Source organism: Sphingobium sp. TomTYG75, from assembly GCF_054771635.1.
Genome location: NZ_BSRE01000001.1, coordinates 1,702,178 through 1,715,204 on the forward strand (window position 1 = coordinate 1,702,178; position 13,027 = coordinate 1,715,204).

General features: G+C 64.3%; 6 protein-coding genes. 4 read left to right on the forward strand and 2 right to left on the reverse strand.

Features of this window, described 5'->3' with window-relative positions; genetic code table 11:
- Positions 1–35 precede the first annotated feature (35 nt).
- The 4 genes from ACYU81_RS08620 to ACYU81_RS08635 all read left to right on the forward strand — a co-directional run bounded on the left by ACYU81_RS08620 (position 36) and on the right by ACYU81_RS08635 (position 6,607).
- Positions 36–851, forward strand: a complete 816-nt coding sequence (locus ACYU81_RS08620) for an ImuA family protein (RefSeq protein WP_460987225.1) — start codon at positions 36–38, stop codon at positions 849–851.
- A complete protein-coding gene (locus ACYU81_RS08625; protein ID WP_460988146.1) occupies positions 748–2,343 on the forward strand; it encodes a Y-family DNA polymerase in 1,596 nt (531 codons plus the stop codon). Before ACYU81_RS08620 ends, ACYU81_RS08625 begins: the two co-directional genes overlap by 104 nt.
- Positions 2,340–5,954 (forward strand): error-prone DNA polymerase, encoded by a 3,615-nt coding sequence (locus ACYU81_RS08630; RefSeq protein WP_460987227.1) that lies wholly within the window; start codon positions 2,340–2,342, stop codon positions 5,952–5,954. The genes ACYU81_RS08625 and ACYU81_RS08630 overlap by 4 nt, the downstream gene beginning before the upstream one ends.
- 191 nt (positions 5,955–6,145) lie before the next feature.
- On the forward strand, positions 6,146–6,607 hold the full coding sequence (locus ACYU81_RS08635) for a GFA family protein (protein WP_460987228.1): 462 nt from the start codon (positions 6,146–6,148) through the stop codon (positions 6,605–6,607).
- Here the strand turns inward: ACYU81_RS08635 and ACYU81_RS08640 are convergent.
- The gene (locus tag ACYU81_RS08640) at positions 6,601–10,815 is read right to left on the reverse strand and encodes a translocation/assembly module TamB domain-containing protein (protein WP_460987229.1); all 4,215 of its coding nucleotides are present in this window, start codon (positions 10,813–10,815) and stop codon (positions 6,601–6,603) included. The two genes, ACYU81_RS08635 and ACYU81_RS08640, sit on opposite strands and share 7 nt — an antisense overlap.
- The gene (locus ACYU81_RS08645; RefSeq protein ID WP_460987231.1) at positions 10,815–12,917 is read right to left on the reverse strand and encodes an autotransporter assembly complex protein TamA; all 2,103 of its coding nucleotides are present in this window, start codon (positions 12,915–12,917) and stop codon (positions 10,815–10,817) included. The genes ACYU81_RS08640 and ACYU81_RS08645 overlap by 1 nt, the downstream gene beginning before the upstream one ends.
- Positions 12,918–13,027 lie beyond the last annotated feature (110 nt).

Genomic DNA, 13,027 nt, shown 5'->3' on the forward strand with positions numbered 1-13,027 from the left:
CGCTATCGCCGAAAAGAACATATAGAGAACATTCTATGGTGGATTCGGTGAACAGGCTTGCAGCCCTCAGGCGGCACATTGCATCACTGGAAGGGATTCCGGCCGTCAAAACAGATGCGCGTATTGCGACCGGACATGCGGCTTTTGATCAGGCATTGCAGGGTGGCCTTGCCAGGGGTCGGGTGCATGAATTGTTCGGGAATGCTGAAGATGAGGGCGCCACTGCCGGTCTTTCCCTGATCCTTGCCCATCTTGCGGCGCGTGAGGCTCCTCTGTTCTGGTTGCGCCTTCCAGATGGAACGGCGGGACAACCTTATGGCCCGGGGCTTTCCGCGCTTGGAATAGATCCAGCCCATTTGCTGATCGGCGTGATGAAGGATGAGGCGCTGCTGCTGCGCGCGGCGGTCGATGCGTTGCGATGCCCGGCGCTGGGCGCGCTGGTCATCGAATTGCGCGGGCGCGCGCCGCTGCTGGACTTGACCGCGAGCCGCCGTCTGGCGCTGGCGGCGGAGACGTCGGGGGTTACCGCCTTCGTGCTGCGGATTGGTGGCGATCCGGTGCCGAGCGCGGCGGAGACACGGTGGCGGGTGGAGGCTGCTCCATCCGTGCCGTTGCCGGGCAATGCGCCGGGCATGAGCGCCTTCTCGCTTCACCTGTTGCGCCGCCGTTCGGGGGCAGACGGCATGACATGGCGGATGGTGTGGAATGCCGAGCGGGGAGATTTTGGAGAAGAGTGCGATGAACGCCATGAGCATGGATGGGCAAGCGGAGGACACGCTGACGAGGCGGCGCTACCTGGCGCTGTGGTTCCCCTTCCTGCCGGTCGATCGGCTGCGCATCGCGCGGCCTGACCTGTGGCAGGTGCAGGCCGGCGCCGCGCCGGTCGCCATCGTGGAGGCCGTGCGCGGGGCCATGCGCCTTGTGACGCCGGATGCCGATGCGCTGGCGCTGGGCCTGAACGCGGGCATGACGCTGGCCGATGCGCGGGCGCAAGAGCCTGACCTTGTCAGCTTCGAAGCGGATCATCATGCTGATCAGGATTGGCTGGAGCGGCTATGCGATGGGTGCGCGCGCTATACGCCTGCGGCCGCGATCGATCCGCTGCATGGGCTGATGTTGGACATCACCGGCTGCGCGCATCTGTGGGGCGGGGAGGACGCCTTGGCGCGCGAGGCGGTGGAGCGGTTCGAGCGGCACGGCATGGAGGTGCGCCATGCGATAGCGGGCACGCCGGAGGGCGCGCATGCATTGTGCCGCTTTTCCGCAGGGCCAGCGCCTGATGAGGAGGCCGCGCTGCGCCGCTTGCCGGTCGAGGCGTTGGAGCTGGAGCAGGAGAGCGGGGTGGCGTTGCGGCGCGCGGGGCTGCGCACCATCGGCGATCTTGCTGCCCGGCCTCCAGCGGCGCTGGCCGCGCGCTTTGGCGAGGAGGCGGTCGATGTGTTGCACCGCCTGCTAGGGCTGGGCCATCGCCCGCTTAGCCCCCGCCGCCCGCGTCCTGTCCTGCGGATCGAGCGCCGCTTCGCAGAGCCTGTAGGCAGCACCGCCTATGCTTTGCAGCGGGTCGAGGAGATGGCGGCCGAAGCGGGCGAGCGGCTGACCGAGCGGGGCGAGGGCGGGCGGCGGTTCGAACTGTTGTTCTTCCGCACCGATGGTCTCGCCTTTCCGCTGCGGGTGGAAACCGGCCTGCCGGTGCGGGATGCGCCTGCGATCATGCGGCTGGTGCGGGAGCGGATCGGCAGCCTGTCCGATCCGCTCGATCCCGGCTTCGGCTTCGACATGCTGCGCCTTACCGTGCCGCAGACCGAGCCGATGGCCGCGACCCAGTTGGCGCTGGAAGGGGGAGAGGCGCGTCGCGAGGAAGCGGTCGCGGCGCTGGTCGACCGGCTGTCCGTCCGCGCTGGCCGCAACCGCATCCAGCGATTGGAGCCGCGCGACAGCCATATTCCCGAGCAGGCGCAGCTTGCGCTGCCTGCGATCGAAAGCCGCACACCGTCCAGTTGGCCGCGTCAAGGAGAACCCGGCGATCCGCCGATGCGCCCCATTCATCTGTTCGACCCACCCCAGCCGATCGAGGTGGTGGCGGAGGTGCCAGACGGCCCGCCCCATCATTTCCGCTGGCGACGCAGCGCGCATGAAGTGACCCGCTATGAAGGGCCGGAACGGATCGCGCCCGAATGGTGGAAGGCGAAGGACGGTGCGCTGGCGGGCGAAAGCACAGGCATGACGCGCGACTATTACCGGATCGAGGATGCGCGCGGCCGCCGCTACTGGATTTTCCGCCATGGCCTTTACGGCACGGAGGCGCGGCATCCCGGCTGGTACATCCACGGCCTGTTCGCATGAAGCGCGGCAAGGGGCCTGATCCGTCCAAGCCCAAGTCGATGGATCGGCGGGAATTGGATGCGGTGGAAGCGGTGCGGGAAAGCGCGCGGATAAAGGAAGCACGACCTCCTCCGCCGCGCAGGGCTGGGTCCGCTTTTGCAGAGTTGGTGGCCGCCACCAACTTTTCCTTCCTGCGAGGCGCGTCCCATGCCTCGGACATGGTGGGGCAGGCGATCGACCTCGGCCTAAAAGGACTGGGAATCGCCGACCGCAACACGGTCGCGGGCGTGGTGCGGGCATGGTCTGCGCTCAAGCGCGCCCCCGAAAAGGCGCGGACCCGCTTGCTGGAAGCAAAGAAGGAGGCTGGGCAGCCGCTGGAACTGACTGAGGAAGAGGAGCAATCGTGCCAAACCGACCTCAAACTTGTTGTCGGCGCACGACTGGTCTTTTCCGATGGCACTCCGGACATCGTCGCATATCCCTCGACCCGGCGTGGCTGGGGGGAACTGACCAAGCTGCTGACGGTGGGTAATTTGCGATCGATGAAGGGCAACTGCATCCTCACCTATGAGGATCTGACCGCCTATCTCGATGATCTGCTGTTGATCGTCCTGCCGTCCTCCACCGCCACAAAGCAGGCGGCCCATCGAAAGCCGGTGGAGTATGAGTATGACGACAGGCCCTCCAAGGAGGCGATCCGGCAAGGGCATTTGAGCCTGGTGCCGCCGCCGCGTCCTGCCGATCTTAAATCCTATCTTCGGCGGCTGGCCCGATTGGCGCCAGGCCGGATCTGGCTGGGTGCGGCGCTATGCCGGGATGGCCGGGACGCGCGCCGGATCGCGGGCTTCAAGTGGCTTAGCGCACGCACCGGCGTGCCGCTGATCGCGACCATGGACGTGCTGTATGCCAAGCCTGACGAGCGGCCCTTGCAGGATGTGCTAAGCTGCATCCGCGAAGGCGTGACGATCGGCAAGGCTGGACGTTTGCTGGAGGCCAATGCCGAGCGGCACATGCATGCGCCCGAGGAGATGGCGCGGTTGTTTCGCGACTGCCCTGAAGCTCTGGCCGAAAGCATGCGCTTGCTTGGCAAAGTGCGTTTCAGGCTGGATCAGCTATCCTATGAATACCCCCATGAGCCTGTGCCCGAAGGTTGGACGGCGCAGCAATGGCTGGAGGAACTGACCGTATCGGCCGCCCATGCGCGCTATGGCCCGCATATTCCGGCCAAGGTGCGCAAGTTGCTGGATGACGAGTTCGAGCTTATTCGCGAGCGCAATTATGCTTATTATTTCTTGACGGTTTACGACATCGTCGCCTTTGCCAGAATGAAGGGCATATTATGCCAAGGGCGTGGATCGGCAGCCAATTCCATGGTCTGTTTTTTGCTGGGAGTCACTTCGGTCGATCCGGAACGGCATGAACTGCTCTTTTCCCGCTTCGTGTCGGAAGAGCGGGACGAGCCACCGGATATCGACGTCGATTTCGAGCATGAGCGGCGCGAAGAGGTGATGCAATATATCTACGATCGCTATGGCCGCCATCGTGCCGGGATCGCCGCGACCGTTATCCATTACCGATCACGCAGCGCTGTAAGGGAGGCGGCCAAGGTATTGGGGCTTAGCGAAGATGTGGTGGCGCGCCTGTCGAGTACGGTATGGGGCAGCTATTCGGGCGATTTTCCTGAAGCGCGGATAACCGAGGCGGGCTTTGACCTTCACAATCCGCAGATCGTGCGGTTGCGGGCAGTGGTAGATCAATTGCTTGACGCACCTTTTCCCCGGCATCTGTCGCAGCATGTCGGCGGTTTCGTGCTGACCCAGAACCGGCTCGATGAAACCGTGCCGCTTCATCATGCGGCGATGGCGGATCGCAGTTTCATCGAATGGGACAAGGATGACATCGATGCGCTGGGATTGATGAAGGTCGACATTCTGGCGCTGGGCATGTTGAGTTGCATCCGCAAGGCTTATGATCTGATGAGGCTCCATAGGCTGGGCGATCATGATCTGAATATTGACCTTAAATCAGATGACCCGGCCGTTTATGACATGCTGGAAAAGGGCGACAGCATCGGCGTGTTCCAAGTGGAAAGCCGGGCGCAGATCAACATGCTGCCGCGTTTGCGCCCCCGATCCATTTATGACCTGACGGTGCAAGTGGCGATCGTGCGGCCTGGGCCGATCGAAGGCGACATGGTGCATCCCTATCTGCGGCGGAGATGTGGGGAAGAGGCGGTGGAATTTCCCGCGCCCGATCCTGCATATGGGTCCTACGACGAACTTAAGTTGCTGCTAGGCAAAACCTACGGCGTCCCCCTGTTCCAGGAACAGGCGATGAAGCTCGCCATCGTCGCTGCTGAATTTACGCCATCGGAGGCTAACCAGCTGCGGCGGTCGATGGCGACGTTCCGCCATGTGGGTGGCATGGACAAGTTCAAGGAGAAGATGATCGGCGGCATGGTGCGGCGGGGGTATGAACGCGATTTCGCCGAGCGTTGCTATAGCCAGATCGAGGGGTTCGGCAGCTATGGCTTTCCCGAAAGCCATGCTCTTTCCTTTGCGCGGCTGGTCTATGTGTCGGCGTGGATCAAATGCCACCAGCCTGCCGTCTTTGCCTGTGCGCTGCTGAATTCTCAGCCGATGGGCTTTTATGCCCCGGCGCAGATTGTGCGGGATGCGCGGGAGCATGGCGTCGCCGTGCATGATGTGGATGTGAATATGAGCGGGTGGGACAATGCGCTCGAACCGCTGCTGCGGTCGCGCAATAGGAGGCGGGGTGAAGGGGAGGGTCGGGCGTTGGCGCTGCGGCTGGGCTTTCGCCAGATCGATGGTTTTCGCGAGGCTTGGGCTGCGCAGATGGTCGAGGCGCGGGAGGGGGGTCTGTTCACCAGCCTGGAGGATCTGGCGCGGCGGGCTGGGTTACCTGCGCGGGCGCTGCGCTTACTGGCGGATGCGGACGCTTGCCGGTCTCTCGGGCAGGACCGGCGGGCGGCGCTGTGGGAAGCGCGGCGCACGCCGTCCAATGAACTGCCCCTGTTTGCTGCTGCGCGAAAGCGGGACCAGAAGGCGGCGGGAGAATTGGGGGAGGAGCCGGATGCGATGTTGCCCGCCATGCCGCTCGCTGAACAGGTCGCGGCCGATTACCAGATGACGCGCCTGTCGCTCAAAGGGCACCCGATGCAGTTCCTGCGGCCGGTCTTTGCTGCTGAAGGGGTGCTGAGTTGCGCGCAGACGACGGCCGCGAAGAACGGGACGAAGGTGCGGACAGCGGGTGTGGTGCTGGTGCGGCAGCGACCGGGTAAGGGCAATGCGGTTTTCATCACGATAGAAGATGAGACGGGCGTCACCAACATCCTGCTCTGGGCGCGCCTGTTCGAAATGCAACGGCGACCGGTCATGGCGTCGCGGCTGATGCTGGTCGAAGGTGAGGTGCAACGGAGCAAGGAAGGCGTCGTCCACCTGATGGCGAGCCGGGTGCATGATCGCACCGCGGAGCTATCGCGCCTGTCGGATACGCATAGGCCACAGATCGCCTTGTCGAGGGCGGATGAGTTTGTGCATCCTCAGCATCCCCGGACGTCCAGCCATCCGCGCAATGTGCGGATATTACCGAGGTCTCGGGACTTTCATTGAGGGTGAGGATAAGAGCAAAATCCTCCCTGCGCAGAGCGTGGAGAGGGGGACCGCCGCGCAGCGGTGGTGGAGGGCAACTGGCATGACCTGCGGCGCCTACGGGCGCTCCCCTCCACCAGCCTGCGGCTGGTCCCCCTCCCCATCTGTCGATGGGGAGGATAAACTTTCATCCCGAAGCCAAGGAGAATCCCATGTCCATTCCCGATCTCCCCATCGAAGGCGGTTGTCGGTGCGGGCGTGTGCGTTTCCGGTTGAGCGAAGCGCCTTGGGGTGAGGCGGCTTGTCATTGTACCGGGTGCCAGAAGATGACCGGCAGCGCCTTTTCCACCACGATCATCATGCCTTCGGGCGGCTTTGAACTGATTGCGGGAGAGACTGTGATCGGTGGGCTGCATGGCGAAGACGTGCACCATCATCATTGCGACTGGTGCAAGAGCTGGGTCTTTACCAAGCCCGCCGCCGACATGGGCTTCGTCAATGTGCGGGCAACCATGCTGGACGATGCCAGCTGGTTCGCGCCGTGGATGGAGACGCAGACGGCGGAGAAGTTGCCTTGGGCGCAGACCGGGGCGGTGGTCAGCTTTGAACGCTTCCCCGGAATGGGCGAATATGAAGGGCTGATCGCCCGCTACCGCGCCGAGCGGCTTCAATAATCCTTCGAATAGCGCAGGTTCGCTGATGATCCGGCGTTGGTGCCGGTCTTCGACAGCAGGCTGAGCGTCTTTGACAGGGAGATTTCCAGCTGAGTGGCGGTGAAGCCCTTGGGATCGGTGATCACCTCCACATAGATATTGTTGGAAATGTGCTGACCCACAGCCAGCGATGCGCCGCGCCCCGTATCCTTGTCGCCGCCGACGATGCCGATGCGGTCGACCCCTGAGGCGTTCTGCAACTTGCCCATGGGGTTGAGGCCGCCGCCACCGCCGCGCAGGCCGTTGAGCGCGGCGGCGAGCTGGATCGCCTGCGTCGCGGACAGGTTCGCGACATTGTCGCCGAACAGGATGCGTGCCAATATCTCGTCCTGAGGCAGGGTGGGTGTCGAAATGAAGCTGATGTCCGGCTTCTGCGCCGTGCCGCCGACGGCGATGCCTGCCGCCACCGTGTTTATCCGGGTTTCGGCGCGGATCGCCAGCACCGGGTTCATCATCGGCCCGTTGAAGGTGATGATCCCCTGTTCAAGGTCGAACTGATGGCCTGAGAAGCTGTAGCGGCCGCGTATCACCTCGATCTTGCCGACTACGCTTGGGGCCTTGGTGGTGCCGGTCACCCGCATGTTGGTCTTCCATTCGGAATCGAGACCCATGCCGGTCAGGTAGATTTCATTGTCCGCGCGGACGCGGATGTCGAGCTTCCAGTCGGCGGGCTTGGCAGCCGCCTGCCGGGACGCGACGCGCTGGTCGAGCAGGTCGGTGCCCTCGCCCTTACGCCGAACGCCCTGAAGCTGGCGGATGTCGGCGCCGCCCTGCCAGGCGATTCGGTAGCGGGTTTCGGGAAGCGATAGGTTGCCCTTGATCAGTCCGCCGTCTGCCACGCTGTTCGTTACGTTGATCGTGCCGGTGACGACGCTGGTGATCGCTTCGCTGCGCGCGATGCGGGCGCGGTCCAGCTTGACGGCGATGTTCATGGGGTAGCCGCTTTCGGCCGCGAGACCGACCGAGCCGCTCGCCTGCACGGTGCCGTCGCCAGCGCGGCCGGAAAAGTCGCGTATCTCCAGCCGGTCGTTGGTGAAGCGGCCATCGAGACGCATTTGTGTCAGGCGCGTGCCGAATGTTTCATTCTCGTAGGTCAGCGCGTTGGCGCGGACGAGGCCGTTAAGGCGCGGCGCGGTGAGGCGGCCGCTGAAATCTGCTGCGACGGCGATGGGGCCGGTCAGTTGCTGGTCAGCGAGCCCCGCGAAGGAGAAGAGCACGTCGGCAGGCCCGGCATAGCGTATGCCGCCGCCGAGGGGGGCGGATTGGAGCTGCTCTGTCCAGCTTGATCCAGAGCCGGGAGGCGCGAGGGTGGCGATGAAGCGCCCTAATGGCGCGTTGCCGCGCCGGATGAGTCCGCGCAGGTCGCCGCCGCGGTTCGAGAGGCGGCCTTCGATCGCCATGGAGACCGGATCGGAGACGGCGGACAGGCTGGAGCGGCGGAAATCACTGATTGCTAAGCGCGTCGTGGCGTTGGGGAAGGCGTTGCGGCTCTGGTTGAAGTCGATCGCGCCGGTCGCCTTGCCGCTGATGCCAAGGCCGGGGCTGGCGATGTTCATGATGGCGAGATCGAAATCCTTGAATCGCGCCTGGAGGGCGGTCTGGTTGCCGAAGCGCCCGGCGAGATCAACCCGTCCTTGAGGCAGGACTAGGGTCGCCGGTTCCAGCCGGTAGCCTTGCGGTTCGATGCGGATGATCGCGGGCTGGGCGAAGCGGAAGGGGATGTTGCTTGCCTTGCCTTCCAGCGCGACGGCGTAGAGGTTGGGGCGGAGCGCCGCATTGACGGCGATCGAGAAGGGCACGCCCGTCGATCCGTCGGCAACCAGCTGCGCGCGGCCCCGACCGCCTTGATAATTGATCCGGGCGCGGCTTTTTCGCACGACATAGTCACCATAGGCAGCGTTCGCCATTTGGATATCCGCGATGATACGCGGCTGGTCGGTGAGGATGATGTCCGCCGTCGCGATCGCTCGGCCGATCACCACATCGGCTTCGCCGGGCAGGCGGGCGTTGCTGGCCGTGGCGTTGACGGCGATACCCTGAGCCTTCCCTACGGCTGCCAGTTGCGCGGCGCCGGTTATGCCAGAGCCATTCATGGCAAGCTGTCCGGCAAACGGTCCAGCGGCGGTCTGCTGGAGGCGTCCGTTCATATCGACGCCCGCGAAGCGCGCGCGCGTGATGTCGATCGTGAGCGGACCTTGAGCCGTGCGGATCAGCATATTGGCGAAGAAGGGGCCATAGGCGGAGCCGCCGGTTGCCTCCAGCCGGTAGCCGCCAGCCTCGCCATTCAGTTTTGCGACGACATTGGAGAGCTGCACGCCGACATTGGGCCGGGCGGCGCGCAGGACCGCTTGAGGCCTCTCCATTGTTCCGCGCACGCTGAGCGCCAGCGGGCCATATTGGTTCGACGTGGCGGAGGCGTCGAAGGTGATGGCGCCATTGGTGTCGTAGCTGCCCGATCCGGAATGGACGCGGAAATTGGGTGCCGCGCCCTTCAGGTCCGCAAGGGTGAACTTGCCTTCCGGCGTCATGCCGATGCGGCCCGATGCGACGGCATTGCCGCCCAGGAAATCGCGCACGGAGGCGCTTTCCCAGCGCGCCGTGCGGACGCCGAACTTGCCCGCAAAGCCCCAGCCGCCCTTCGGTCCGGGCACTAGCTTCACATCGGTGTTGAGGTTGACGATGCCTACGCCGTCGATCTTGTAGTCGTTTACTCGCCCCTTGAGCGCCCCCCGGTAGATGGCGTTGTCCAGGTCGGCGAGCACGATGGCGGTGGCGTCCACCCGGTCGCTGTCGATCTTGAGGTTGTCGCTGATCAGCTTGCCAGAAGCATAGGCGAAGTCGCCCTTGACGCGCAGGTTCTGAAGGAGCCCGCCCGCTGCGGCGTTAAGGCCGGTGACCCGCCGCGCGGTCGCGTTGACGGGGATGCGGATGCGATCGGCGTCAATCACCGCCCGGCCACTGGCTTTCAGCCCTTCAATGCCGGTCTGGTCGAAGGCGAGCATTGCGGCGCTCAGATCATAATCGATGAACGGCGTCGCCATCGGGCCGTCAAGGATGATCGAGGCGCGTACATCCTTTCCCCGCACCTTTTCCATGATCGCGCCGGGGGTCAGTAGCGCGGCGTCGATCTTGAGGCCGCTGAACTGGCTCTTGCCGAGGTCGATGAGGCCTTGCGCGGTGGCGGCGAGTGCTCTGGAGCGCAGCGTGCCCTTCAGCTTCACGCGCCGCTCGTTAAGCCCGGCGAAGAGATCGAAATCGAGGGCCGGAGCAGTCAGCCGGTCCACGGTTCCGGCAAAGACGAGGCCGGGGCGCACCGGACCTTTGGCGGTGAAGTTGCCGTCTCGCGCGGCGAGCGCGATGTTCGCAAGCTGCCCCTTGGGCGAGGTCGCAACGATGCGGCCGTTCCACGCCTGCCATGTGCCGCGACCATCGAGCGTTGCGGTCAGGCCATCCGTGAGCCCGCTCATCTTTGCGATGACGCCACCCTTTGGAGCGGTCAGCGAGCCCTTCATGGCGAGACGGTTCTGCGCGGGTACGGCGTCAATCGAGGCCTGGAGCCGGTCGCCGCTGTCCACGACGGCATTGGCGCTAAGCTGCGCGCGGCCATCGGCGATGTGGGTCACGCCGTCGATGGCAATCTCGCGCTTTTGGCCGATCACGGGTTTCGCCAGCACGAACTTGGCGATCTTCAGCCGATCGACATCGATGTTGAGGTCGGGGAGGATCGGCGCGTTGGGGTCGCTTTTCGTGACGTTGAATTGGGGGCTGCGGGCCAGCACGACCAGCGGGCTTTCCAGCAGCCGCACGGAAATATGATTGTTGAGGTAGCGGAAGGGGCTCCACACGACATGGACACGCGGGGATACGGCGAAAGGCCCTTTGGGATCACGCAGGACAAGATCGTGGATGACCATGTCGCTGTAGACCGATCCCTCGATACGGCCGACCTCGATCGCCATGCCGGATTCCAGCTTCAGCGCCGCGATCTGGCGGATCAGGAATTTCTTGCCTGGCTGGGTGTTCAGGAAAAGCAGCAATCCAGCGCCTAGCACGACGAGGCCAAGGATCAGGGCGGTGACACCCAGCACGATCTTTTGCCATAGCGGCCGTCCTTCCCGGATGACCACGGTCTGGCTTTCCGGAGCGGAAGGAGGCGTGTCTTCGGCCATCAAAAAGCCTGCCCAATGCCGATATAGAGGGTGAACTTGGACTCGCCGGGCTGCCGGTTGATTGGCATGGCTATGTCTGCTCGGAAGGGGCCAAAGTCAGTATAGAAGCGGCCGCCCAAGCCTACGCCATAGCGAATGTCGGAGAATTTCGGGATGGCGCTTTCATAGACCTGTCCCGCATCGACGAAGGCGACCACGCCATAATTGCCGAAGCGGTAGCGGCCTTCGACGGCGAACTCGTTGACGGATCGGCCGCCGATCGGGTCGTCATTGACGTCCTTTGGCCCCAGTTCCTGATAGCCAAAGCCGCGCACCGATCCGCCGCCGCCTGCATAGATCCGGCGCGAGGGCGCGATCTGGTCGCGTGATGCACCGCTGATCGTGCCAAGCCGCGTCCTAGCCGCGATCACCAGCGCATCGGAAACCGGATAATAGCCGCTAAGGTCGAAGGTCCCGCGGACATAGGGTGACAGATTGCCCTGCAACGATGCTTCGGGCGACAGGCGCAGATTGGCGCGGAAACCCCTGGTCGGATTGAGCAGATCGTTCGACCGGTCATAGCCAAGCTGGACCGGCAGCGAGCCGATGAAATAGGTCAGCCGCCGCTTTTCCGCCGTGGCGGGATCGACCGTCGTCTGCTCGTTCGACAGCAGGATTTCGGCGCCATAAGTGTAGGTCCAGCGTTTCTGGAAGATCGGCGTCGACTGGCGCGACCAGCTGATGTTGAGGCCCGCCGTAAAGGCTTCATAGGCATCATAATTTTGGTGGTTGAGCAGGGCGCCAGCCTGGAAGGTCTTGTCCCGCTTCCCCGCGTTGGAGCGGCGGAAGGTGCCGGAGACGCCCTGTTCCTGCGTACCCGCGATCACCTTCGCGATCAGCGCGCCTTCTGGCGGGAAGAGGTTGCGGTGCGTCCATGTGCCTTCGGCGCGGAAGCCTTGCCCCGTGCCATAGCCAAGCTCGCCCGCCAGCGTGCGGGGCGGACCTGCCTCCTGATCGACATGCAGGTCGACATATTCGGTGCCATCGGGGCCGGGCTCGTTCGTGCGCACCGGATCGACCGCGACGCTGGAGAAGAGGCCCGTCGCGACGAGGGCGCGGCGCAGGTCATCCACCTTGCGGCTGTCATATAGCTCGCCGGGTTTGAAGCGGCTGATGACCTTCATATGGTCAGCGCCAAAGGCCTGCTTGCGGCCCGAGGTTGTGATCCCACGGAACGACCCGCGTGGGCCGACCTCGACCGGCAGGGTGTAGTCGCCCGTGATGGTCGCCGGATCGAGCAATATGTCCCGTTCGCCGACCTTGGCGAAGGGATAGCCATTTTCGGGCAGCTTGACCCCGACATTGGCCTCCGCGCTTTCGACATCGGCGGCCACGATATAGTCGCCGGTCTTGAGCGGCAGGCTGTCGCGGACAAGGCTGGGCGGCACCGTTGGTCCAGCGTTGATGACGATGTCGCCGATCTTGTACCGCTTGCCCGGAGTGACGGACAATACTGCCTTTAGGGTGCCATCGCCCGTCTGGTCGAGCGAGGCGAGGGCGGTCGCGTCGTAATAGCCCTGCGAATAGAGCAGCCGCACGGCGAGCGCTTCATCCTCATGCGCGCGCGCCTGCACCATGGCGGCGGTTTCGGCGCGCCCTTTGCCATCGACCAGTGCTGACTCGCCCCGGAACTCATCTTCAAGGCCGGTCTTGCCGAAACCGTCCATCTCCACGGTATAGCGGATCTCGGGCGTCTTTTCGTGCGGACTGTCGCTTGCCACCTGAGGCGGCACGGTTACGCTGTCGAGCGGTGCCAAGGGCTGTACCAGTTCCGCTTCCGCTGGGGGTTCGGTGGCGGGCGGCAGTTCGGCGGGCGCGCTGGCCTGCGGCATTTGCTGATCGATCCAGCTGTCTATCGACGGTAGCGGAGTAGAAGGGTTGGCAGGGTCGCTTTCGCCAGCCTTGGGCAATCGCGCTTCGAATTCGTCGTCGGGCAGTATTGGCGGCTCCTGCCCGGCAGCAACCGTGCCTGCGGATGTCTGGGCCTGCAGCGGCAAGGGTGACGCAGCGATCATCAGAACGCCCAAGGCACGCCGGGCGCGTTTCGCCTGCCTGAAACCCATGTAAATTCAGCTGCCCCTTTCCATCCGCCGCGCACGCGGGGAAGACGAATACGCGCAAGGGCTTGTTTCGGTTCCGCCGTCGGCCGTGAACCGCTTCCCTCGAGCGTCGG